This window comes from Sporosarcina sp. G11-34 (assembly GCF_026931025.1).
This window is the reverse complement of sequence record NZ_JAHNZW010000001.1, coordinates 25,130-50,541: the sequence shown is the minus strand read 5'-3', so window position 1 is coordinate 50,541 and position 25,412 is coordinate 25,130. Positions and strand designations below refer to the sequence as shown.

The 25,412-nt window shown below is 38.5% G+C and carries 22 protein-coding genes and 1 riboswitch; of the genes, 19 read left to right on the top strand and 3 right to left on the bottom strand.

Features of this window, described 5'->3' with window-relative positions:
- Positions 1 to 71 precede the first annotated feature (71 nt).
- The 7 genes from KSU66_RS00230 to KSU66_RS00200 all read left to right on the top strand — a co-directional run bounded on the left by KSU66_RS00230 (position 72) and on the right by KSU66_RS00200 (position 8,264).
- Positions 72 to 1,232, top strand: coding sequence for an NAD(P)/FAD-dependent oxidoreductase (locus KSU66_RS00230; protein ID WP_269049397.1), 1,161 nt, complete (start codon positions 72 to 74; stop codon positions 1,230 to 1,232).
- A 49-nt stretch (positions 1,233 to 1,281) separates the two neighbouring features.
- The gene (locus KSU66_RS00225; RefSeq protein ID WP_269049396.1) at positions 1,282 to 2,739 is read left to right on the top strand and encodes a sodium/proline symporter; all 1,458 of its coding nucleotides are present in this window, start codon (positions 1,282 to 1,284) and stop codon (positions 2,737 to 2,739) included.
- Between the two features lie 185 nt (positions 2,740 to 2,924).
- Positions 2,925 to 4,028 carry a glycerol dehydrogenase gene (locus KSU66_RS00220; protein WP_269049395.1) on the top strand — a complete coding sequence of 368 codons (1,104 nt, stop codon included), beginning with the start codon at positions 2,925 to 2,927 and terminating at the stop codon, positions 4,026 to 4,028.
- A 218-nt stretch (positions 4,029 to 4,246) separates the two neighbouring features.
- On the top strand, positions 4,247 to 5,230 hold the full coding sequence (locus KSU66_RS00215; RefSeq protein WP_269049394.1) for a trypsin-like serine peptidase: 984 nt from the start codon (positions 4,247 to 4,249) through the stop codon (positions 5,228 to 5,230).
- Between the two features lie 91 nt (positions 5,231 to 5,321).
- Complete coding sequence (locus tag KSU66_RS00210; protein ID WP_269049393.1) at positions 5,322 to 5,912, top strand: YiiX/YebB-like N1pC/P60 family cysteine hydrolase; 591 nt, start codon at positions 5,322 to 5,324, stop codon at positions 5,910 to 5,912.
- Between the two features lie 206 nt (positions 5,913 to 6,118).
- Entirely contained in the window at positions 6,119 to 7,903 is a 1,785-nt protein-coding gene (locus tag KSU66_RS00205) for a choline/carnitine O-acyltransferase (protein WP_269049392.1), read from the top strand.
- A gap of 190 nt (positions 7,904 to 8,093) precedes the next feature.
- Positions 8,094 to 8,264, top strand: a complete 171-nt coding sequence (locus KSU66_RS00200) for a hypothetical protein (RefSeq protein WP_269049391.1) — start codon at positions 8,094 to 8,096, stop codon at positions 8,262 to 8,264.
- 231 nt (positions 8,265 to 8,495) lie between these two features.
- Here KSU66_RS00200 and KSU66_RS00195 read toward each other — a convergent pair whose 3' ends face one another.
- Positions 8,496 to 9,290 carry a S1C family serine protease gene (locus tag KSU66_RS00195; RefSeq protein WP_269049390.1) on the bottom strand — a complete coding sequence of 265 codons (795 nt, stop codon included), beginning with the start codon at positions 9,288 to 9,290 and terminating at the stop codon, positions 8,496 to 8,498.
- A 347-nt stretch (positions 9,291 to 9,637) separates the two neighbouring features.
- Here KSU66_RS00195 and KSU66_RS00190 point away from each other — a divergent pair, with 347 nt between their 5' ends.
- The 6 genes from KSU66_RS00190 (at position 9,638) to KSU66_RS00165 (ending at position 17,214) form a co-directional block, all read left to right on the top strand.
- Entirely contained in the window at positions 9,638 to 10,534 is an 897-nt protein-coding gene (locus KSU66_RS00190; RefSeq protein ID WP_269049389.1) for an exonuclease domain-containing protein, read from the top strand.
- Positions 10,535 to 10,972: 438 nt separating this feature from the next.
- The gene (locus KSU66_RS00185) at positions 10,973 to 11,746 is read left to right on the top strand and encodes a DUF2935 domain-containing protein (RefSeq protein ID WP_269049388.1); all 774 of its coding nucleotides are present in this window, start codon (positions 10,973 to 10,975) and stop codon (positions 11,744 to 11,746) included.
- A gap of 245 nt (positions 11,747 to 11,991) precedes the next feature.
- Positions 11,992 to 13,056, top strand: a complete 1,065-nt coding sequence (locus KSU66_RS00180) for a Fe(3+) ABC transporter substrate-binding protein (RefSeq protein WP_269049387.1) — start codon at positions 11,992 to 11,994, stop codon at positions 13,054 to 13,056.
- Positions 13,057 to 13,119: 63 nt separating this feature from the next.
- A complete protein-coding gene (locus KSU66_RS00175) occupies positions 13,120 to 14,751 on the top strand; it encodes an ABC transporter permease (protein ID WP_269049386.1) in 1,632 nt (543 codons plus the stop codon).
- Position 14,752: 1 nt separating this feature from the next.
- Positions 14,753 to 15,493, top strand: coding sequence for an ABC transporter ATP-binding protein (locus tag KSU66_RS00170; protein WP_269049385.1), 741 nt, complete (start codon positions 14,753 to 14,755; stop codon positions 15,491 to 15,493).
- A gap of 143 nt (positions 15,494 to 15,636) precedes the next feature.
- On the top strand, positions 15,637 to 17,214 hold the full coding sequence (locus tag KSU66_RS00165; RefSeq protein ID WP_269049384.1) for an FAD-dependent oxidoreductase: 1,578 nt from the start codon (positions 15,637 to 15,639) through the stop codon (positions 17,212 to 17,214).
- A 65-nt stretch (positions 17,215 to 17,279) separates the two neighbouring features.
- Here the strand turns inward: KSU66_RS00165 and KSU66_RS00160 are convergent, their stop codons facing one another.
- On the bottom strand, positions 17,280 to 17,816 hold the full coding sequence (locus KSU66_RS00160) for a DUF6241 domain-containing protein (protein WP_269049383.1): 537 nt from the start codon (positions 17,814 to 17,816) through the stop codon (positions 17,280 to 17,282).
- Positions 17,817 to 18,038: 222 nt separating this feature from the next.
- A riboswitch (SAM riboswitch) is annotated at positions 18,039 to 18,152 on the top strand.
- A gap of 164 nt (positions 18,153 to 18,316) precedes the next feature.
- Here KSU66_RS00160 and KSU66_RS00155 point away from each other — a divergent pair.
- From KSU66_RS00155 to acsA, 4 genes are read left to right on the top strand one after another with little or no spacing between them, the layout of a single operon-like run.
- The gene (locus tag KSU66_RS00155) at positions 18,317 to 19,306 is read left to right on the top strand and encodes an aliphatic sulfonate ABC transporter substrate-binding protein (protein WP_269049382.1); all 990 of its coding nucleotides are present in this window, start codon (positions 18,317 to 18,319) and stop codon (positions 19,304 to 19,306) included.
- Positions 19,307 to 19,318: 12 nt separating this feature from the next.
- Positions 19,319 to 20,161, top strand: coding sequence for an ABC transporter permease (locus KSU66_RS00150; RefSeq protein ID WP_269049381.1), 843 nt, complete (start codon positions 19,319 to 19,321; stop codon positions 20,159 to 20,161).
- Between the two features lie 14 nt (positions 20,162 to 20,175).
- Positions 20,176 to 20,895, top strand: a complete 720-nt coding sequence (locus tag KSU66_RS00145) for an ABC transporter ATP-binding protein (protein ID WP_269049380.1) — start codon at positions 20,176 to 20,178, stop codon at positions 20,893 to 20,895.
- A 1-nt stretch (position 20,896) separates the two neighbouring features.
- Positions 20,897 to 22,624 (top strand): acetate--CoA ligase, encoded by a 1,728-nt coding sequence (acsA, locus tag KSU66_RS00140; protein ID WP_269049379.1) that lies wholly within the window; start codon positions 20,897 to 20,899, stop codon positions 22,622 to 22,624.
- Positions 22,625 to 22,744: 120 nt separating this feature from the next.
- On the opposite strand, the gene KSU66_RS00135 is transcribed toward acsA, so the two are convergent.
- Complete coding sequence (locus tag KSU66_RS00135; RefSeq protein ID WP_269049378.1) at positions 22,745 to 23,269, bottom strand: type 1 glutamine amidotransferase domain-containing protein; 525 nt, start codon at positions 23,267 to 23,269, stop codon at positions 22,745 to 22,747.
- A gap of 193 nt (positions 23,270 to 23,462) precedes the next feature.
- Here KSU66_RS00135 and KSU66_RS00130 point away from each other — a divergent pair, with 193 nt between their 5' ends.
- Both KSU66_RS00130 and KSU66_RS00125 read left to right on the top strand, forming a co-directional pair.
- Positions 23,463 to 23,657, top strand: coding sequence for a hypothetical protein (locus tag KSU66_RS00130; protein ID WP_269049377.1), 195 nt, complete (start codon positions 23,463 to 23,465; stop codon positions 23,655 to 23,657).
- Positions 23,658 to 24,279: 622 nt separating this feature from the next.
- On the top strand, positions 24,280 to 25,293 hold the full coding sequence (locus tag KSU66_RS00125; protein ID WP_269049376.1) for a TAXI family TRAP transporter solute-binding subunit: 1,014 nt from the start codon (positions 24,280 to 24,282) through the stop codon (positions 25,291 to 25,293).
- The last annotated feature ends 119 nt before the right edge of the window (positions 25,294 to 25,412 follow it).

The window sequence follows — 25,412 nt, the reverse complement described above, 5'->3', positions numbered from 1 at the left end:
TGCAAAAAGTAAACGGGATTAAAGAAAGTTATGGACAAGGTATACTACTTTTATCAAGGGAGGGAAATGATGTGGAAAGGGCAGATATCATCATAGTTGGCGGGGGAGTAATGGGTTCAAGTACGGCTTATTCATTACGGAAAACCGGTTTTGAGGGAAGTATTCTAGTTTTTGAAAAAGACCCAACGTATGAATATTCCTCGACGGCAAGAAGCGCTGGCGGTTTTCGACAATTGTATTCTACGTCAATCAATATTCAACTTAGTAGGTTTAGTTTGGGCGTGTATAAAAAGTTTACTGAAGAGATGTCGATAGGTGGTGATAAGGCTGAAATTGATTTCAAACAGCGGGGCTATTTGTTTTTGGCGACAGACCAGATGTTGCCGGCTTTTGCAAAACAACTTGTTACCCAAAATGCGCTTGGTGTTCCATCTGAACTACTTTCTGTAAATGAATTGTTGAATATTATTCCAGAATTAGAAACGAGTGACTTGGCCGGAGGGTTGTTCTGCAAAGAAGATGGTTATCTAGATCCTTATTCTGTCATGAAAGCTTATCGTAAAAATGCACAAGCAATGGGTGTGGAATACATTTCAGCAGAGGTTGCTTCACTTATAACGAATAAAGGCCAGATGGCGGGAGTTCGTTTAGTAGATGGAACGGTTTATTCTTCTTCGATAGTCATTAATTGTGCAGGGGCTTGGGGTGCCAAATTAAGCGAAGACATGGGATTGCCATTACCCGTAGTTCCTTTGAAGCGTCAAATGTATATCGTCGACACTGCTAAAAAATTAGAGAGAATGTTGCCGCTTACAATTGATCCGACAGGTGTCTATTTTCGACATGAAGGAGATAAAGTGGTTGTTGGATTTTCAGAGGATGTAAAACCAGGGATCGATTTTAATTGGAGACGTTCGTCATTTGATAATCTGTGGCCGATATTGGCACACCGTATCCCTAATTTCGAAAGTCTAAAACTAAAATCCGGTTGGGCTGGCATGTATGACCATAATACAGTCGACCAAAATGCAATTATTGGTGAGCACCCATTGATGAGGGGGTACTTCGTTGCAATCGGATTTAGTGGTCATGGTATGCAACAAGCGCCTGGGGTGGGACTTGGGTTAGCCGAGTTGATCTGTAAAGGGAAATATGAAACGCTAGACCTTACGCCGCTGAGGGTGGAGCGATTTGCGGAAGATGATTTAGTTTTGGAAGATGCAATTGTCTAACTAAAAAACATAGAGACTTTGATAATAGGATTGAAAGGGGATGGGGCCATTGCAATCGATTATTATAATAGAGTTTATACTGTATTTAGTGTTAATGATCATTGTTGGATATCTTGTCAGTCGGCGTTCGAAAAGTCATGCGGATTTTTTATTAGGCGGAAAGCAATTACCGGGATGGGCGTTGGCATTTTCTGAGCGCGCCACGGGAGAGTCTGCTTGGTTACTATTGGGGTACACTGGGTTTGTCTTTGCTACTGGACTGTCGGGTGTATGGGTAGCGGTAGGCATTGCTTCAGGTATTATTTTTGCTTGGTTATTCTTAGCGAAACGATTTATGAAAGAAGCAAAGGATACAGGAGCACTGACGCTACCTGGCTACTTGGCATACCGTTTCGGAAAACATGGTAAAATCATTCTTTGGCTTTCTACGATTCTTATTTTTAGTTTCATGATGTTTTATTTCGGGGCTCAAATCGCAGGAGCGGGCAAAACATTATTTGCAGTCTTTAATATTCCAACTAAGATTGGTGCTGTTCTAAGCGTCATCGTCGTTATCATCCTCGCTTACATTGGTGGGTTTGTAACGGTGGTTTGGACAGATATGATTCAATCGGTTATGATGCTAGTGACGTTAGTGGCACTACCAATTATAGCCCTTGTGAAAATTTCTGAAGCAGATTTATCGATTAGTGAAGCCCTCGTTGTGGCTGGTCCTTCGATGGATTCGTGGACTGGGGGAGCCATAGGATTTTCACTAGGATTATTACTTTTTAATAACTTCGCTTGGTTTTTTGGTTTCCTTGGTGGACAACCACAGCTGAGTGCCCGGTTTATGGCATTAAGAAGCAAGAAAGAAGCCAATCAGGGAGCTTTTGTTGCAATTACTTGGACATTATTGGCATATAGTGGGGCATTCATGATAGGGATTACTGCACTTACTTTGTATCAAGGCCAAATTTTCGATGATGTTGAAATGATTTTGCCTTTCATGATCCTTGATTTATTCCCTCCGTGGATTGCAGGTATTTTACTTGCTGGTATACTTGCTGCGATTATTTCCACAGCAGATTCCCAGCTGCTTGTCATAACGAGTTCGGTCAGTGAAGATATTATACGACATGCCATGAAGAAAGAATTATCCGAGAAGAGACTTATTGCAATTTCTAGACTTACGATTGTTGGGGCAGGAATCGTTGGTTTAATCATTGCCTTAACATCCAAGTCCCTGGTTTTTCTCGTGGTCAGTTGGGCATGGGCAGGAGTTGGGGGGACATTATCACCCGCCGTTATTTTAACGTTCTTCTGGAAACGATATTCGGGTGTCGGGGTCATTGCAACAATCATTTCTGGCCTAGTCAGTACAATTGTTTGGATCTCAACGCCACTCGATGCAATCGCGACTTCCCGTTTCACAACTTTCTTTATCGCCGCAGCATTTGGTATCGTCTTCAGTTTACTGTTTCCTAATAAAAAAGAAAAGACGTCGGAAACAGTGGGAACAGATTGAAGGTATTTTCGAATAGTTGATAACGCAGCAGACACGAATTTATATGTTCGTGTCTTTTTGTTTTCATAGAACTCGGAAAACCATCATGGGGTATGTTTCGAAATTGAATTATAGGGAAAAGTACTAGTGCAAGTTAATCATGTAAATACGAATAAGTAGAAGGAATCATTAGGAGGAAGAATTGTATGACAGAAAGAATATTCGTGAGCCCGGCAAAATATGTTCAAGGTAAAAATGTTATTGAAAAGATATCGGAATATATTGATGGAATGGGAACGAATGCGCTAGTAATTGCTGATGAAAATGTGTGGGATATCGTTGGTCACTCGATCGTAAAGGAATTAAAAAATAGTGATATAACAGTCGAAGAAGTTGTTTTTAACGGAGAAGCTTCGAAAGGTGAGGTTCAAAGAATTACAGATATTGCAAAAGAATCTGGATCGACACTGGTGATTGGTGTTGGCGGTGGTAAGACCTTAGATACGATTAAAGCAGTCGGGGACGAGGTAGAGGCGAAAATCGTAATAGTCCCAACTACAGCTTCAACAGATGCACCGACAAGTGCCCTTTCTGTTATGTATTCAGATGAGGGTGTTTTTGAGGGATACCGATTTTATAAGAAAAATCCAGACTTAGTTCTTGTTGACACGAAAGTTATTGCAAATGCACCTGCTCGTTTCATGTCATCAGGAATCGCTGATGCACTTGCTACATGGGTAGAAGCCCGCAGTGTTATTAAATTTGGTGGAACAACAATGGCTGGCGGAACAACGACAATTGCAGCAGAGGCTATTGCTGAAAAATGTGAACAAATCCTGTTTTCTTACGGAAAACTCGCATACGACTCGGTTAAGGCTAAAGTAGTTACCCCCGCGTTAGAAGCTGTAATTGAAGCAAACACGTTGCTAAGTGGATTAGGATTTGAAAGTGGTGGGTTAGCGGCTGCACATGCCATCCATAATGGATTTACAGCGTTAGACGGAGATATTCATCATATGACTCACGGTGAAAAAGTTGCGTTCGGTACACTCGTTCAATTAGCTCTTGAAGATAATTCAAAAGAAGAAATCGAGCGTTATATTGAGTTTTATATGAGTTTAGATCTACCGGTTACTTTGGAAGATATCAAATTAAAAGATGTTTCAAGAGAAGATATTATGAAGGTGGCTAAAGCAGCAACTCAAGAAGGCGAAACGATACATGCTGGATTTACAGTCACTGCAGATGATGTGGCTGATGCGATTTTCGCAGCTGACCAATATGCTAAATCATATAAAGAAAGTAAGTAATTTGACCTAACAGATTTACGAATTCTAAAGGGGTTGTCCGACGTATATGGACAGCCTTTATTTGCTGATTAATAGCTAAAGTCTTACCGGAATTACCTTTTTTTGATAATTTAGTGAAAACTTCATACGAATGAATCTTACGATAAACCATTCAAGGTGTTAGAATAGTTAGAACAAGTGGAGTGCAGAGAGTATCACAACTAAAGGAGGAGAGTAAAATGGCTAGTCGACAAATGGAAAAGTATCAAGATTACAATAAAAATCTAGTAGAGTTGCAACAACAGCAAGCATTAAAGCGCTATTTGTCCCGTTCTAGTGAGCGTAACCGAATTGCCAAGGAACTCCAAGATGAAAAACCTGTAAAAGTAGGCACACCTAAACAGGTAACATTTCGTAAAGAGGTGACACTTCCACGGGATGGAGCTGTATTTGAACGGATAATTGGTCAAAATGATTTGTTTCCAGTTTCGTATCTTGAAGCGGGAACACAAGCAGCCAAGCCTGTTTGCAGAATAGAAATAAAGAACCAAAAAGGCACTATTCTAGGCTATGGGACGGGATTTCTAGTTACCCCTAGCTTACTATTAACAAATAATCACGTATTGGAGAATTATGATACGGCTAAGTTTAGCATCGCTCAATTTAATTACGAAATTGATCTTGATAAAAATGAACGCCCAATGAAAAGTTTTAATCTACAACCCGAGCGTTTCTTTTTGACAAATGAAGCGCTAGATTTTACTTTGGTTGCAGTTGAGGAAGTATCTGCCGACGGAACGGAAATAAGTAATTTTGGGTTTTTATCCTTGATTCCCCAAACGGGCAAAGGGATGGTAGGTGAATATGTATCAATCATTCAGCATCCATCGGGTGAACCGAAAGCTGTAGCAATTAGAGAAAATCAGATACTCGATGTATTTGATGATTATATTCACTATTCAACGGATACTATGCCTGGATCCTCCGGTTCGCCAGTCTATAATGATGAGTGGATCGTAATTTCGCTACACCATGCAGGTGTGCCTAATCCAAAGGATCAAGCGGAATTCATAGCCAATGAAGGGATTCGGATAAGCAGTATTATTGGGTTTGTTGAAGAGGAAAGTGCTAATATGAATGAAAATCAGAAGCTGCTAATCAATGACCTTACGAAAGCTAGGCAAGCAGTGGGTTACGAACACGTTTCTGCAATAAATATCTAATTGACTTTATTACAAGTCGGTAGCAACACGTTCATTGGCCATGCTAAGGACATGCTAAAATCCAATAATATCAATTTGAGGAGTGATTATTATGGGGACTAGTAAATTTAATGACCTAAATAACATCTCTTTTGAATTAGCAAAAAATAAAATTAGAACTGGTGATATTCTTTTTTGCAGTGGTAATTATTTGGTTAGTCAGCTTATTAGGAAGCTTTCCGGCTCTTTGTTCAGCCATGTCGGGCTGTTAGTTCATTGGAACGAACATATACTCTTAGTAGAAAGCGTGGAGGATGATGGAGTCAGAGTGGTTCCGTTAACGCATTATCTGTATAATTATGAAAATAGTAATAAGAAATATCAAGGGAATATGTATATAGCACGCCATGAAGTGATTGCCAGCCCAGATTTTGATAAAGAGAAAATAAAGGCGATGTGTGAAAGAGTAATCGGTTTACTCAATCGAAACTATGACAGAGAAGAAATCGGCAAAATTGTAGCTCGCATTGGTTTAGGTATCGGTAGACATCAAGCAGATGATGAGTATATGTGTTCTGAATTTGTTGATGAATGCTTCAAAGAATTGGGAATTGAGCTATCACGCGATTCAAAGGGGTTTATTTTCCCTGAGCATATTGCCTCAGATATAAATATCAAAGCTCTGTTCGAGATATCACCGTGAAAAAATATACTTTTTAAAGAAGAAATTTAGTGTCGAGGATTGAAATTATAATTTGGATTGTATATAATTAGCGCAGAGCAATAATTTGAGGAAAGGCTGGATCCGATTCAGTCAAATCATTTTTTGTGAAAAAATAATAGAAACACGTTTAAAAGAAGATTGGTAATCCGATCTTCTTTTTAGCGTGAAAAATGATAAAGTGAAACATGAAGGGGCTAATTATTATAAAAAAGACATTTGCTTATGAAAACGAATTACCAGAATTACCGGTACCCCCATTAATGAGTACAAAAGCCAAGCTTCTCGAGTGGGTTGAACCTCTTTTATCTGATACGCAATTTCAGGAAACAACAGAAGTAGTTAATCGTTTTTTTGAAGAAGACGGGGAAGCAGAAATGCTTCAGGAAAAACTACATGAATGGGACGATAAATTAGAAGGTAGTTGGCTTAAACCTTTGTGGGATGATTTATATTTAAAGTACCGCAATCCTTTACCGACAGGAATGCATTTCAATATATTATTAGACAATAAAAAACATGAAAATCAATATACACACTCGGAATTGGTTGGTAAAGTAAGTTATTTAGTAACAGAATTGTATCATACAATAATTGATGGAAAGGTAGTGCCCGTAACGCTTAACGGCATACCTTTAGATATGAGTCAATACAAAAAGTTTTTCCGGTCTGTTCGAATACCCCGATTGGAACGGGATGATTTTAGAGTAGCGGAATTTGATAAAAGTAATAATCATGTAATCCTTCTATATAAAAATAATGTTTACAAAGTAAATGTAACCAATAGTGAAGGTGAAATTTATCAAAGTAAAGAAATCGCAGCAGCGATTGAGACTATTTTCCAAACAGAAATAAATGAGGGTGCCAACGTTGGAATATTTACAACTGCGACAAGGGATGAGGCTGCGAAAGTTTATGAACAGCTTATCGTTTCGAAGGTAAACGCAGATATTCTACAAACGATTGCGGATTCACTTATTGTCATTTCAATGGACGAGGAAAGCGACAACTCCGAGGATGCCATTGAAAATCTAATGTTAAGTGGCACGAACAAATACTACGATAAGACAATCCAAGTCGTTATTACTAAAAAAGGCGAACTTGGCTATAGTATTGAGCATTCGGCGGTTGACGGAACAACAATATTTGCGGTCATTAGTCATGTAAATGACGGGCTTGCAAATGAAGAGTCAGAAATTGTTTATACGACAGAAAAAACATTCGGGGAAAAACAGGAATGGGAAATTTCAAAAGAAATTCAGGAATCATTGACGAATTTCCAAAAATATAATGAACAAACTAAATATGCATTACACGTAAAATCGAGAACATTTGAAGGTTTTGGTTCAAACGAAATAAAGAATATGAATATTAGTCCGGACGCTTTTTTTCATATGGCTTTGCAAGTTGCCCAGTATCGAACATTTGGTACGCTTAGAAGTGTTTATGAACCTGTTTCGGTGCGGGTATTCCATGAAGGAAGAACAGAATGTGCAAGAGCGACAAGTATGGAAAAACTAAACTTAGTGCACGCATTAGAAAATGGGGAAGCGGATAATGAAACCTTATATTCTTTAATGCAAAAAGCTGGTGCGGCTCATTCAAATCGCATAATCGAATGCCGAAAAGGATATGGTGTTGAAAGACATATGTACGGTCTTGAGCAAATGTATTATTTACATGGAGCGCAATCTGGAATGAAAGAATTACCGGAGATATTTAGAGATAAAGGGTACCTAACGATGCGCCATGATTTTATATCAACAAGTGGTATGGCATATGATAATGTAAAGTACCGGATTTTCGGTCCTGTCGTTGAGGGAGGATTTGGATTAGCCTATATTTTATTAGATCAGTCGATTTCAATCAACCTTTCCTGCAACATCTCTGAACAAGAAAATGCGGGAAAATTGTCAAATCACTTGGTGGATGCTTTAGTTGAATTAAGGGAAATAGCAAACAGCTGTGTATGAACGTTCTGTTACTGGAGTAACGAGTGTTATTTGTTTAGCAATGAAAGGTTTTAACAGGCACCTGCATATTCCAAGCAGGTGCCTTTCATATTTTATTAGTAGAAAATCCAGTGGATATTAAAATATGGGCTTAACATTCGTCAAAAAGGGTAAAGTATTAGAAGAAAGAATCAATTGGAGGTTGAATACCATGAAGCTGGAAAGAGTTAAAAAAGACAAAGTCCTAATAGAAATGAATGAAGAAGAACTCTCAATTATTACAGAAGGGTTAGAAGAGATTGCGAATTTAAAAATGCTTTCAGATATGGACACGATTGTATTTGATTACTGCAGGGAATTAGAAATAATGGAATCCCAATAACAGTTTTCCCAAGAGATAGATTATATACAGGGAAACCATATTGATAACGATGTTAGAAGTGGTAGCAAATATAAAAGTTCAATATAAATTCCCAAAAATACTAATCGCATTGATTGAACCGTATTTTGTGAATTCAATATAAAAAAGCCCCTCAATTTTTTCTCCCATATGGAATATCTGGCCAATACCGTACCATATTTCCACCATATTACAGAATTGCCAAGTGATCTATTATTTAATAGCCTTATAATATTCATCTATTGGGACAAATAGCCCAAACTTGCCGTTTTCATCGTGGTTTAACGTCGCGAAAACAACTCCGATGACTAGGCCATCACGATTTAGTACAGGACTTCCACTATTACCACGATAAACCGGAGCCTCTATCATTACGACAGGGACATCCCAATCCATTAACTGGGTATAATCAATAATCGTTCCTTCATTTGCAATCCCTTTAAAGTTCAGCGGATTTCCGATAAAGTAGATTGGTTCGTTATCAAGAAAAGTCGTTTTATCTGCAAGCTGCAGATAAGGTAAATCCTTACCATCAGCCTTAAGTACAGCAAGGTCCACGGCTGGATATGTATCCACGACTGTAGCGGTGAAACGCCCTTCGTCTGGGAAAACGACGGTAACCGTATCGCTTCCTTCAACGACGTGATTATTTGTTAGAATGGTGCCATCACTTGATATAGAAAAACCAGTACCTTTCCCGTCATCTGTCACAACAACGACAACGGATTTTTTAAAGGCGGCAATATCTTCCTGCGAAGATAATTTCGCGGAGGCCTTTAAGAAATCAATAGCCGGGATCGAATAAACTTCAAAAATAGCCGCAAATGTGCTGACGACCATCATGATAGACATGAGCCAAAACATCCATCTTGGGAAAGGTCGTTTAGATTTAATATTTGATTTATCAATGGCGTGTTTTAACAGAATTTCGCGTTGTGCTTCCAATACAAGATCCTGTAGTTCATCATCATCAATTTCTTCGGCATTAAAATCATCCTTAGAAGGCATTTTATACACCTCAATCCTAAAAAATACTATTCTACTTATTATACACAACAATAATTGGTTAGTAGCAATTATTGATTTGGAAGTAGTAAAGGAATTATAAGGACTATAAAAGGAAGCCTAGCAAATTGATTTAAATAACTTGGTTAAGTTTCCATGCTTTATTCCCTGGAAAATATCGCATATAGAAGCTATTTAGCAATATGGAATTGAAGTATCATAGTGAACTAAAGATTTTCGAGGCAGTAGTAATTACGATGTGGTATTTATTGGTCAAGCATATGTAGTATAATAAGTGGAACTGATTGAATAGAAAATGAGTATTAAATTAATAGAAGGGTAGTAGTTAAGTGAATTTTATCGCAATAGATTTTGAAACTGCAAATAGTTCAAGGGCGAGTATTTGTTCAATTGGGATTGTCATCGTCGAAAATGGCTTGATTAAAGAAGAGATTCATACATACATAGATCCAGAAGACGAATTCACCTACTTTAATACTGTCATTCATGGAATTACGGAGGACATGGTTCAAGGTGCGCCAACTTTTGAGGAATATTGGCCGATATTTAAGCTGCTGATTGAAGGCCGAATGTTGATAGCACATAATGCGAGTTTTGATATGAGTGCGATGCGTTATGCTTTGGATCTTTACAATGAACCTTATGCAGAATTTACTTATGGGTGCTCCTATGTATTTTCAAAAAAGGTTTGGCCGACTCTTTTCGATCATAAACTTTCAACTGTTGCCGATCATTTGGGCATCAGCTTTAAGCATCATGATGCATTGGAAGATGCGAGGGCTGCCGCGCTTGTGACTTTAGCGGCATTAGAAAATAGTAAGACAGAGTCGCTTGAGGAATTATCATCTAGGAATAATTTGCAATTAGGCATTCATCATACTAATCGTTATTCGCCTGCTGGGGACAAGAAGGGTAAAAAAACGATAAAAGTACCAACACGTAAAGCGGTAAAGTCGCATCCGTTATTCAATGCTGATGTCGTATTCACGGGGAAATTACAATCAATGACGAGGGGAGAAGCATCTCAACTAGTCATGAATTGCGGCGGGAATTGCAAAAATAACATAACGAGGCATACCGGTTATTTGGTAATTGGTGATTATGATTTAACAAGTTTTACGGAGGTGTTTAATAGTATAAAGATGCAAAAAGTTGAGGAGTTAATCAATAAAGGACATCCTATTAAAATATTGGGTGAAAAGGAATTTTTGCGCCTAGTTAATTAAATAAAGTATAGTCGCCTCCAGAAAACGGTTGAAGCAAAATGCTTCAACCGTTCTGTAGTATCCAACCGAATAAGATTGTTTCAATTTAGAAACAATTATCTCGAGGATCTAGCGTGTAATTCCTTCGCAGTTTGTCCTTGTTGGTTTGTTCTTTTAACTTATCAACATCAAGTTCAGAACCAAACTCCTCAGGCCTGTCATTCTTGTTCGTGTTTGGTTTTTGGTTAAGCTTTGAATTCCTGTCATTGTTGTTTGTCATGGATACTCACCTCCGTACTTTTATTAATATGTGACCGACATCATTTTTATAGACGTAGGGAAGTAATTTCACTTACTTAATAAAATAGAGGGGTTTTTGAAACCGACCTTTTAGGCACAACTGGAATATGACTAACATAGTATGGGCAGATGTAACTTATATCAAGAAGGGATGAGGGTTTGTCTTATACTGACAATTATGACCGAGACACCTATGGGATAATTGATTTTTGGGTGCGGAATAACTTTGAACACGGAGAGTTTTTCGATAGAGAAATTAGTCATCACGAGTTGGAGTTAGCGCGTGCAAACCAGAAAATGGTTGATCGTATGGGAACCATTTTCAAAAAAACCGAATCCAAAAAGGGGGATATTGGTTTAATATTAGAGGAAGCAAAAAGTTCCACGAATGAATTTCATGATTTACTCGTCCATACAATGGATAAGGCATTGCATTGTGAGGTTATTATTTCAACACCTACGTCGCTACTCGACCACATGATACGTGAAGCTGAAGAGGCACAAACTGTATTCAAATTAATAGAAACCGGTGCGTATGTGACACCTGCGGACGCAACCATTCATGAAAATAACTTTTGGTTAAGACAAATGTTGGATCATCTCATTTTTATAAGTCATTATGTAGACGCATCCAATTATGAACTTCATGATCAGGTACGCGCTATGACGAGGAAGTTCGAGAATCTGTATCTGCAAGCAGTGTCATTGAAGACGATGATTCGTCGACCGCGTAATGAGATTTCACCAATATTAAACACCTTTAATCAGATGGTTATTAAAGAAGCAAAAGCACTCGAAGCATTTAAATTGGAATTAAACACGCTAATTAATGCCTGTGCTGCTGTTACCACAGCACCGCCTAATTTATTGGAACATATTGCGAGAGAAGCGCATCACCTTTGGAGGAATCTGGAGGATAAAATTGTAACTTAATCTTAAAGCATCTGGTTTTTACAATTTGTTGTGGATAAACCAATCGTATCGTCTTTACTCGATGCAATATTAAATGGTTTATCCGCGGCATTTTCTTTTCAAACAGTGACATTATACTAATAACAGAAAAAATGGAAACATCATATTACATAGTCGATGTATTGACATTTATTACGGAAAGACTTAAATTGGTATTGAGAATCATTTTCAATTATTTGAAAAACTATGTCTGGAGTTGGGGATTTATGAAGAAGAACTTATTGCTGATTGTTATCGCTGCGATGTTAACGCTATCCGCATGTGGTAATGGATCAAAAGACGAAAAAAGTACCGATCCAGGTGCAAAGAGTAATGAAAAATCAGAAGTGAATTTATATACGAGCCGTCATTATGACGTCGATGATGAATTATATAAGTCGTTTGAACAACAAACCGGTATCAAAGTTAACATTATCAAGGACGAAGCAGATGTACTAATCGAACGAATTAAACGTGAAGGAAGCGCAACCAAAGCGGATTTATTACTAACAGCTGATGTTGGAAGATTGTATCGAGCAAAAGAAGAGGGTCTTTTACAACCAGTGTCAAGTGACAAATTAGCGAACCAAATACCATCAAAATTCCGTGATACAGATGATATGTGGGTTGGTTTAACGAAGCGTGCGCGCATTTTGGTGTATAATAAAGATAAGGTTAAACCTGAAGAGCTATCCACTTACGAAGCACTAACAGAAGACAAGTGGAAAGGCCGTGTTCTTGTGCGCTCATCTGAAAGTGTCTATAACCAGTCACTTCTTGCTTCATTCATTGAAATTAATGGAGAAGAGAAAGCGAAAGAGTGGGCGCAAGGAATTGTTGATAACATGGCACGTAATCCTGAAGGTGGAGACCGTGATCAGGCAAAAGGAATCGCAGCAGGTTCGGGCGACATAGCTATCATGAACTCTTATTATTTTGGTCAAATGCTAAATTCAGTCGATAATGAAGAAGTCAAAATAGCTGAGAGCCTTGGCGTATTCTTCCCAAACCAAGAAACTACTGGGGCACATGTGAACATAAGCGGTGCGGGAGTCGTTAAGGATTCAAAAAATGCGGAGAACGCATTAAAATTACTTGAATTCCTTACAGGGGATGAAGCGCAAGTGAAGTTTGCTTCTGCGAATTATGAATTCCCTGTAAATCCGGGAGTAGAACCATCAGAGCTCTTGAAATCTTGGGGTGACTTTAAGGAACAGGATATACCATTGTCAGTGCTTGGTGAAAATAACGCAAAAGCGATCATCACTTTGAACGAAGTTGGCTGGAAGTAAATGTCGATCCCTTTCGTAGTTTCGATAGGGGTGTTGCGGAAAAGGTAAAGGGTGGGTTTTGTCATGAATAAGCGTCTTGCAAATGTTAACGGGTGGACAATCGGGGCAATTGTAATAATAATTTTGCTGTTTTTACCGAACGTGTCGATTGTAGCGGGTATCTTTTCTCCAGCTAGTGAAAATTGGGCGCATATAAAGGAATACATGCTCCTTAATTATATTAAATCGTCGCTAACACTCGTTTTCTTTACGGCGTTATTCACGATTGCAATCGGACTCAGCCTAGCCTGGTTAATTGCCCAATATAGTTTTCCACTTAGGAACTTCATGAAGTGGGCGCTTATTCTACCATTATCGATTCCGCCATTTATCGGCGCTTATACGTATCACGGGATTATTAATTACACTGGCGTTATTCAAAAAACGCTTCGTAACCATCTAGATATCTCAGTGAATCCTGCTTTTTTTGATATTATGAATGTCCCAGGCGCGATTTTCATATATACACTGTTTCTTTATCCTTATGTTTATATGATTACAAGAATCTTTCTTTCCCACCAAGCGGCTTCCCTAATTGAAAGTGCGCGAACACTCGGGAAAGGACCATGGGAAATATTCTTCAAAGTGGTCATTCCTATTTCCCGCGTATCTATAATTGGTGGTGTAAGTTTAGTCATATTAGAAGTGTTAAACGATTACGGTGTCGTAAAATATTTTGGAATACAGACGTTTAGTACAGCAATCTTCCAAACTTGGTTTGGGCTTGGCGACTTAGAATCATCTATTAAACTTGCAGCATCACTCATGGGTGTCGTAATATTTATATTAATGATAGAACGACTACTACGTGGTAGGAAGCAATACAGTTACTCAACGACTAAAGTTAGGCCGCTTCCTTTAGTTAAATTAAAAGGGAGAAAGGCATTTTTTGCGACACTGTACACCCTTGTAATATTTAGTGTGGCATTCCTAATCCCAATCATTCAATTGATTGACTGGGTAATCCTTACATTTGGAAAGGTACCGATGGAGGATGTGTTGCTTTACACGAAAAACTCAGTCATAGTCGCGGGTTTAGGAGCTTCTCTTATTATCGTGTTTTCATTGATTGTCGGTAATTACAGCCGAATCGTTCACCATAAAATTGCAAAACTTTTACCGAAGTTGACAATTCTGGGATATTCAATCCCCGGAGCCGTTATTGCGGTAGCGGTAATTACGACATTCATTACGCTTGATGGTTTATTGGATCCCGTTTATCAATACTTTGGGACGGAATCCTCACTTGTCCTCAGTGTAAGTTTAATTATGTTAATTACCGCATATGTCATCCGGTTCTTTGCAATTGGTTACAATTCAATTGAATCAGGATTCGATAAAATCGGAACGGATTTCCGAGACGCGTCACGCATGCTGGGATCAAGAAGTCTACGAACATTTTTCAAAATCGATATACCGATGATGAAGGGTGCTATCATTAGTGGTTTTATCTTAGTATTTGTTGATATTCTGAAGGAAATCCCCTTAACCCTTATTTTACGGCCGTTTAACTACGATACGCTCGCAACAAAAGCGTTTCAATATGCAAGTGATGAAAGAATTATGGAAGCATCGCAAGCTTCATTGCTAATTGTTGGTGTGAGCACTATAGCTATCTTTGTATTCCATAAGTTACTCAGAGAGGAGCCGGATTGATATGTTCATGGACATTAGAAATTTACAGTTCTCGTATCCTAAATCTACTATGAAGACGGTAGAAGATTTTTCGTTCGAAGTGGAAAAAGGCGAAGTCATTTCGATACTTGGACGAAGTGGCAGTGGTAAAAGTACAATACTAAGATTGATTGCTGGCTTAGAAATGCCTGCGAGCGGTTCTTTTAGCCTGAATAACAAAAAGATGTTTTGCAACCAGACGTTTACGCAACCAGAAAAACGTGGAATCGGTATGGTATTTCAAGATTATGCGTTATTTCCACATATGACTGTCGAAGAGAACATACTGTTCGGGCTCTCCAAAATGAGTCGGAAAGACAAGAAGACACGTGGGCAAGAAGTGCTTGAACTCGTCGAACTGGAAGGCTTTGAAAAGCGTTATCCCCATCAATTGAGTGGTGGCCAGCAGCAACGGGTTGCACTAGCACGGGCAATTGCCCCAGAACCCGAACTTATCCTGCTTGATGAGCCTTTTAGTAACCTGGATACAGACTTGCAAGTCAAAATCCGAGGCGACCTACGCCGTATTTTGAAGAAGGCAAAAACAACTGCAATATTTGTCACACATAATCAAAACGACGCGCATGCACTCGCAGACCGCATCGTTAAAATTAAGGATGGCAAGATCGAGAAAATCGGACGCCCTTGTGATTTATTAGGTGTATCACCTACTGAAATTCCAGGTATGATTGAAATCACTTACGAAGAATTAATTGGCGTTTAAACAATTTAATTAATCTAGAAGACCACCAAGCTTCGTCCAATAAATATGGATGGGGTTTTTTTGTTGTGAAAACCATTATTTTGTATAGGTCGATGTGATATGGGAAACCTAAAACTATCTGAGTTCTGAATGGAGGATATTTTTTGACCCATAATAATCATGCTAATGAAAAGTTGCCCGAATACACTGAATCCTATTGGAGAACCGGTATTGAATTTCCCGAGTACCCGAGTTTAGAGGAAGATTTAAATGTTGATGTAGTAATTGTAGGAGGGGGGATCGCCGGAATTACTTCCGCCTACCTCTTAGTAAATGAAGGTTTTAAGGTTGCTGTGTTAGATGCAGGGAAATTAATGAATGGAACAACAGGGCATACGACAGCAAAAATTACAGCCCAACATGATTTAATATATGATGAATTTATTCATAATTTGGGTAGAAGTAAGGCGAGATTATATTATGAAGCAAATAAAGAAGCGTTAGACTTTATCAAAAAGACCGTGAATGAGCAAAGCATTGATTGCGATTTTAGCAATCAAGACGCATACTTGTATGCAACAACAGAAGAATATGCGAAAAAGGTTGTAAAGGAAGCAGAGGCCTATGAGAAACTAGGAATTGATGGGGGACTAGTGGATACGATACCTTTTGATATTGCCATAGAAAAAGCACTTGTAATGAAAGGGCAGGCTCAGTTTCATCCGACTAAATACTTGGTTCATCTTATCAAGCTTATCAAGGGCAAGGGAGGGCTCATTTTTGAGAATACAGTTGCGGTAAATATTGAGACTGGGGAGAATCCAACTGTTTTAACAAAGGAGGGTCCAAGAGTCACTGCTAAGCATGTGCTTGTTTGTTCGCATTTTCCGTTTTATGAGGGGCTAGGTCTTTATTCTACAAGAATGCATGCAGACCGTTCCTATGCACTTGCTGTTAAAACCAAGAAAAAGTTCCCGGGTGGAATTTATATTAGTGCCGATGAGCCAAACCGTTCACTTCGCGCTGTCGAAGTAGACGGTGAGGAATTGGTTTTAATTGTCGGTGAGAGTCACAAGACTGGTCAAGGTATAGAAACGATGGAACATTATAAGGCATTGGAAAGCTTCGGAGAAGAAGTATTTGGGCTTGAGGAGATTGTTTACCGCTGGTCCGCACAGGATTTAGTCACACTGGATAAGCTTCCTTATATCGGGGAAATTACTTCGGGACAACCCAATATATTAATTGCGACAGGTTTTCGAAAATGGGGAATGTCCAATGGAACCGCTGCTGCGATGTTATTTAAAGATATGATAGTAGGCAAAGAGAACAATTATCAAGAATTATATAAACCTGCCCGATTCTATGCACATCCGAGTTTGAAAAATTTCTTCAAAGAGAATGCAAATGTCGTTGGCCAATTAATAAAAGGAAAGCTTGATTCACCTAAAACAAGCCCTGAGAGTTTAGAAAATGGTGAAGGGGCAGTTATTATGTTGGACGGGCACAGAAAAGGTGCCTATAAAGATGACGACGGGGAACTTCATATTGTCGATACCACCTGCACACATATAGGTTGTGAGGTTGAATGGAATAACGGTGATCGTACTTGGGACTGTCCGTGTCACGGTTCTAGATTCAAACACACGGGTGAGGTGATTGAAGGCCCAGCCGAAAAACCACTTCAGAAGTATGACTACAAGATGATTGATAATTTAACATCAGATGACTCTGGTTATTAACGTCTAAAAATCAACAGCAGTGAACTTCTACTGCTGTTTTTTTGATGTTTAGTTAAAGCCAATTATTATTGATTATGCATCCAATCTTCAACAACCTCTTCACCAAAATTGTGAATAATAAACCATCTTTCTTCTTCTGGTGTCATAATACCTTGTGCCTTTCCGATTGATCCACCTTGAAGTGTCCAAATGATATTATGATCATTATCTACACTTGTAAAATCCCCATTTATCCATCGTTTAGTAATTTTTAACAGTTCATTTTTATTAGGATAGTTGCTTAGTTCAATAATTTCATGAACAGTAACTATATTTTCTTGAGTCATAAGTAGAGCCCCCCATTTATCATTGGCTATAATTTTCTGGTGGGTCATCTTATGCATGACGGCTATTACCTCATCTTGAGATGAGCTGCTATTAATATCAAGGGTGGGAAGAGCACCTGGTACTTCTTTAGACTGAGGAGACTTACCCGCGGCAATTTCTTCAGCACTTGCAGTGGTGATTTCTTCTTCTTTATTTTTATTTAATAGCCATTGACTACCAAAGACAATGGCTACCAAACAGGCAATAGCTAGTAAAGATAGTACAACTTTTTTCATAATTATTAAACACCTCCTATCCCATATTCTAGTATAACTTATTTAAGTAATTATGTTTGGTAGATTCATTCATTGCTATCAAATATTTAATTTCTATATTAAGGAAAAATAAAAGAATAGGCCTAATTATCAGAAGGTGTTGACAATTAAACCTGGTGTGTTGTATGATAACTGCTAATCAATAATATTACTAGTAACTAGCACATTTAAAATTAAATAATACTCTTATCAAGAGCGGCGGAGGGGATAGGCCCAATGAAGCCCGGCAACCAACAGGTATTTATATCTGAAAAGGTGCTACATCCTACAGATTCGATTGAATCTGGAAGATAAGAGGAGGAATCTTTAAGCCCTCTTCTTATTAGAAGGGGGCTTTTTATCGTTCTCTTTTATGTTAGCGGGTAATCCTCATATTTATAAACCTAGTATTCTTATAGGTTAAGTATATTTTTATTGTGGAAGCTGTTTAGAAATACAAAACAATTAAAGGGGAGATTACAATGAAGAAAATTATTGCATTTATTCTAGTAGCGGTTGGTGCGTCATTAATCCTCACAGGTTGTTCATCAGCAAAAGGGGAAGAAAAGAAAAAGCTTGAAAAAGTTGTATTGGATTATGCGTACTATTCACCAACTAGTTTGGCGCTTAAGGAATTTGGATGGGCAGAAGAGGTATTTGCAAGTGAAGGAATTGAAGTTGAATGGGTTCTTAGCCAAGGAAGTAATAAGGCACTAGAATTTTTAAACTCTAAAAGTGTTGATTTTGGATCTACGGCAGGTGCCGCAGCATTGATTGCCAAATCGAATGGTTCACCAATAGAGTCAGTTTATATTTATTCGAAACCTGAATGGACTGCACTTGTAACGACCGAAGATTCTTCGATAAAAACAGTGGAAGATTTGAAAGGAAAGAAAGTTGCTGCAACTTTAGGTACAGACCCTTATATTTTCCTTCTCCGTTCTTTACAAGAAGTGGGACTGTCATCAAAGGATGTAGAAATAGTTAACTTACAGCATTCAGACGGGGCGAACGCACTTCTAACGGGTCAGGTAGATGCATGGGCAGGCCTTGATCCACATATGGCTAGTGCTGAAGTTGATTCCGGAGCGAATTTATTTTACCGAGATCATGACAAAAATACTTATGGAACACTAAATGTACGAACAGATTTTGCTGAGGAGCATCCGGATATTGTTGAAAAAGTAATCGAAGTGTATGAGAAATCGCGAATATGGGTTGAAGAAAATCCTTCTGAAGCAGCAGAAATACTGGCTAGAGAATCAGGTATGAAATTGGAAGTCGCTGAAAAAAGTATTGAGCGAAATGATTTTTCCGATCCTTTGCCTGGTGAAAAACAAATTCAAGCATTAGAAGAAGCAGGTGCTGTATTGGTTTCTGAAAAAGTAATAACAAAAGATGTAAATATTGAAAAAGTAGTAAGTGAATTAATAAATGAAGAATTTGCGGAAAAGGTCTTAAATTCAAAATAGGAGGGTTGCCGTATGACAGTCAATACTGAAGCGAAGGATTTTTTGAAAGTGAAAGCCAAAAAGTCGATTAAAGTTAAGGTGAGTGCAAAAAAGATTCGGGGATACACACTAGGTTGGCTATTGCCAATAATTCTATTAGTCGTATGGGAAGCAACTGCTCGCTTAAATTTAATTGATACGTATGTATTTCCCGCTCCTACAACTATATTCAGCAAAATTATCGAGATGGGAAATGAAGGTGTGCTTTGGGGTCATATAGGGATTACTTTATTCCGTGTATTTGTCGGCTTTTTTGCAGGAACGATTGCAGCACTTGTCTTGGGGTCAATCGTTGGCTATTTCAAATGGTTTGAAGAGCTTCTTGATCCATTAATCCAAGCATTCCGATCAATCCCATCATTAGCCTGGGTGCCATTATTTATATTGTGGATGGGGATTGGCGAATCTTCTAAAGTTGTACTAATTGCTGTGGGTGTTTTCTTTCCGGTGTATTTAAATATTGTCTCTGGAATACAGGGCGTAGACCGTAAGCTAATAGAGGTTGGAAGGATTTATCACTTTACTTCATTACAGATTGTACGCCGAATCATTTTACCCGCATCACTCCCGTCTTTCTTCGTGGGATTACGTAGCGGCGTTGGTTTAGGATGGATGTTCGTTGTAGCTGCTGAATTGATGGGCGCTAGCAAGGGACTTGGCTATCTACTTGTGGTAGGTCAGAATACTTATTCACCCGAACTAATTATGGCTAGTATTATATTATTCGCAGTACTTGGGAAGATAACGGATAGTTTATTAAAAGGATGGGAAGCACGTGCTTTGAAATGGCAAGATAATTTGGAAAATCAACTTTAAGGGGAGTGGGAAATATGTTGAAAGTGAGAGAGGCTTCAAGAACATTCAATGATGGGCTTGCTGGCTTTGAAGATATATCTTTTTCTATTCAAGAAGGAGAGACTGTTGGCATTTTGGGAACGAGTGGCTGCGGGAAGAGCACACTTCTTCGCGTATTGTCGGGACTCGATAAGGATTATGAAGGTGAAATCAAAATTGCTAAGGCTGGTAGACAGCCTGTAGGCATGATTTTTCAAGAGCCTAGACTTATGCCTTGGCTAAGTGTCGAAGAAAATATTTTATTTGGAAGTAAAGATGTGCAAAATGAAAAAAAGGAAGTGCTAGATTATTTAGAACTGGTTGGACTAACTGACTTTAAGGGACATTATCCGAAAGACTTATCGGGCGGCATGGCACAAAGAACTGCGATTGCTCGTGCGTTAATCGGTCAACCAGATGTACTCCTTCTTGATGAACCTTTTAGCGCATTAGATGCATTTACAAAAATGCAATTACAAGATTTACTATTGAAAATCCAAAAGAAGCGTTTATCAACGATGGTAATCGTTACACATGACATAGACGAGGCACTATATTTATGCGATCGGATCCTCATTCTCGGCGGTCAACCCGGAACATTGCAGGCTGAGTTATCAGTCGAAGTAAAGAGGCCAAGGGATCGCGGAAGTTCATTTCTGGCTGGGAAAAAGTCGGAGATTCTTGATTTGTTACAATTAGGAAAGGTGGTCGAGTAAAATGGGAAACCAAACAGTGATTTATCCGAATAAAGGACATTATAATATTACTGATGATTTACCAAATAGAAGTGACTTTTCCTGGGAGGAAATAGAGTCGAACTTTAGTTGGTCTTCTACAGGAAAAGTGAATATGGCGTATGAATGCGTTGACCGCCACGTAGATGAAGGGTTCGGCGAACAGGTTGCACTTCATTATATTGGAGAAAATGAAGAATTTAAACTAACTTATAGTGAATTGAAAGAAAAAACGGATCATTGGGCGACAGTATTAAAAAAACACGGTGTTAAAAAGGGGGATTTCGTATTCGTATTTTTACCGAAACATCCGGATTGTCATATTGCTATGCTTGCCGCAATTAAACTCGGTGCTATTGTGGGACCGCTTTTCGAAGCATTCATGGAAGACGCGGTTAAAGAGCGGATTTATGATTGTGAAGCGACATTTTTAATTGCATCGCCAGAACTTTTAAAGCGGGTTCCACGGAAAGAATTACCATCCTTGACGACGGTATTTATCGCTGCGGAATTGGAAGAATGCATTGATGATGAAGTTTCTTTATTTGCCGAGGTTAGAAACATAGAAATAGAAGACGATATAATCGAGTGGGTGGATCTTGATCACGGATTAAATATCCACTATACAAGCGGTTCGACAGGGAAGCCTAAAGGAATCATTCATGCACATCGGGCAATGATTCAACAGTATATTACTGGGAGATGGGTGTTGGATTTAAAGGAAGATGATATATATTGGTGCACGGCACATCCGGGCTGGGTGACAGGGACTGTTTATGGTGTATTTGCTCCATTGCTTAATCGGACAACGACGGTCATTCACGGAGGTAGATTCAGTGCAGAAGAATGGTACGACGTATTAGAACGCACGGGTGTAAACGTTTGGTATAGTGCTCCGACTGCATTTAGAATGCTTATGGCGGAAGGAGACGAATTGACGTCAAATTATGACCTCTCAAAAATACGGCATATTTTAAGTGTTGGGGAACCACTAAATCCCGAAGTCATCAGGTGGGGAATTAAAGTACTTTCCAATCGAATTCATGATACGTGGTGGATGACGGAAACCGGTGCCCAGTTAATCGTTAATTTACCTTCTGATGTGATTAAGCCTGGATCGATGGGAAAACCATTTCCAGGAATAGAAGCAGCTATTTTAGGTGATGAGGGCGAGATCTTGGAAAATGGAGCAGTCGGTCAATTGGCATTGAGAGCAAACTGGCCAGCAATCATGCGTGAAGTATGGAAGGATTCAGCCAAATATACTACTTATTTTCCTTTCGAAGGTTGGTATTTATCTGGAGATTTGGCAACGCTAGACGATGAGGGATATGTCTTTTTCCAAGGGAGAAGTGACGATATGATAAATTCTTCAGGTGAACGTATTGGCCCATTCGAAGTGGAAAGTAAGCTAATTGAACATCCCGCAGTTGCTGAAGTAGGTGTTATTGGAAAGCCAGATGAAATAAGGGGAGAAATTGTTAAAGCCTTTATCGTATTATCGAAGGAATATAAAGAAAGTGAAGAGCTACTAGAGGAGTTGCGACTATTTGTTCGCAGAGGACTCGCGGCGCATGCATCTCCAAGGGAAATTGAATTTATTAAAGAGCTTCCCAAAACACCAATTAGCGGAAAGATTCTTCGCCGTGAATTAAAAGCGAGAGAAGCCAAAACACTAGACGCTAGACGAGTTGAAAAGGTAGGAATTTAATCTGGTTTTTAACTTTTTTTACTATTCATGACCGCAACTGTTTAAAAGAGTTGATATTAGATAGAATATAGGCGTCTAACCTACTCAAGAATAGGTTAGACGCCCACTTTTTAATTTGATTTATTTTTCTGCTAATAGATCAGCAAAAGCTTTTACATAAGGTGGTAAATCGGGTGGACGTTGGCTTGATACGATATGACCATCAACTACAACGGCTTCATCGCTCCAAATTCCCCCAGCGTTTATCATATCGTGTTTAATTCCAGGTGTACTTGTCACTTTTTTACCTTTTAAGATGTCAGCAGAAATCAGAACCCACCCGGCATGACAAATTTGTCCAATAGGTTTTTTGGCATTATCCATTACTCGAACAAATTCAAGGACCTCATCGTATCTTCTTAGTTTGTCTGGTGCCCAGCCGCCTGGTACAAGAATCGCATCATAATCTTCAGCACGGATCTGCGAAAAGTCATAATCAGAAACTGCAGGGACACCATATTTTCCAATATAAGTTTTATCTTTTTCTTTTCCAACTAAATGAACCACTGCACCTTCTTCGCGAAGGCGGTAGATTGGATACCAAAGTTCCAAGTCCTCAAAATCATCATCAACGAGAGCAATTACTTTTTTATCATTTAATCGCATTATGATTCCCTCCAATGTATGTTTTCTCTACCATACCATTTGGGATGAAGGTATTTGAAATGGAAAGCCTTGGAATACTGAATAGTAGGGAAATAAGACAAGCCTAAGGCACCAAGAAAAATGGGTTTTGTACATGAAGTTTTTTGAATGAAAAAATATTACTGGGTCATATTAATGAAAAGGAGGTTTTATTATGGAGAAAGATAATCATAAAGGAATTAACGATACTTCGAATTCAAGACTACGAACGCCGTCAAAACGAAAAGCAGGTGATATGAAAGAAGAAATATCACTTGAGCTAGCCGAGTTTGGAAATTTAAATCCGAAACATGAGCCAATGACTCCCAATAATCGGCAAAAAAGCGAGTCGGAAAAAACGTATAAATGAAACTATAGACAATTAATGAGCAGAAACAATGGAGACATCTAATTAATTGATTGTCTATAAGTTCTACAGACCAGCATGAGTAAAAATGTTCGAGGGTACTGAAATCCGAAAAAGCAGTAAACAAAACAACGATTCATTTTTGCTTAATTTCAAAATGAATCGTTGTTTTTTGTTAAACGCTATTTATAAAAATAAACTTTTAATGCATGTGTGTTGTAGTAATCGAAAAAAACTAAAATGATGCTCGTGGATGTATTGCGTACTAATGTTCAAAGTAGAAGAAAAATGATGTTAAGAATTTAAATGAATATAATGTAAATGTGAAAGAATTCATACATACAAGCAATTCTTACTACCTAGTTATTAGCCTTGTACCCCTAAAAGTGCCTATGAAATATGTAATGTTAAAGAAACGCATAATGGAACTAGCAAGTAGGATTAGATGGTTTGGACTGGTATTTAGCTAGTGACACCCATATCTTTAAATGGCGAGTGCTCTGTCTATAAAAGACTAATTTATTAGTCTAGTAAATAGGAACCAAGAAAAAAGATTGACAGTCAATGTGTCATTTGTGTTACAATTATTTCTGAGACTAACTATTTGAAAAGGGAGGCTACGTAAATGAGTAAAAAAGCATTGCGTTTGCTAGCATTTATGACGATGATTGCACTATTAGTGCTCGCGGCATGTGGTTCGGATGATAGCAAGAAAGATGGTTCAACTGAAACAGATAAGAAAGAAGATACTGCGAAGACTGGTGAAGATCACGGTTACGATTTTTTAAGTATTTTAACAGGGGGAGTACAGGGTACGTATTATCCACTAGGAGGATCGTTCGCTGACTTTATTACAAACGACACTGGTGTCAAAACAACAGCAGAGGTTTCTCAAGCATCAGCTGCCAATATGACAGCACTTAAAGATGGTTCAGCAGAAATTGCGTTCGTTCAAACAGACATCGCATTCTACGCTTCTAAAGGAGAGTATATGTTTGAAGGAGAAGTTATCGATGAAGTTTCTGCAATCGGTTCACTATACCCTGAAACAATTCAACTCGTAACATTGGAGAAGAACGGCATTAAAACGTTTGAAGATCTTAAAGGGAAAAATGTTTCTGTAGGCGCACCTGGTTCAGGTACGTATGCGAACGCTGAACAGCTTCTTGAAATCCACGGTTTATCTATGGATGATATTAAGCCACAAATGCTTGATTTTGGAGAGTCACAAGAAAGTTTACAGTCAGGACAAATCGAAGCTGCATTCATTACAGCAGGAACTCCAACAGGAGCTGTTGAAGGTCTGAATGCTGTTGCAAGCGTATTCATTGTTCCGATTGAAGATAAGAAGGCTGATGAGTTAATTGAAAAGTATGCATACTATGCGAAGGAAGTAATTCCGGCAGGTACATACGGTTCTGAAAGTGAAACGAACGCTGTATCTGTAGGTGCTATGCTCGTTATTCAAAATGACGTACCAGAGCAACTTGCATATGAAATCACAAAAGCGATTTATGATAATGCATCAACTCTTCAACACGACAAAGGAAAATATATTAAAGCTGAAAATGGTCTTGACGGAATCGGTATTCCAGTTCACCCAGGTGCACAAAAATACTTTGACGAAGTTAATAAGTAATAGTTTTCAAGCTAAGTCTAAGTATGTTTTAAGTTTAAATTTACTTGTAAGTAAATAATCAGGTAATAAATAAAGATATAGGGGAGGTTGAGCATTTATGCTTCAGCCGTCCTCTATTT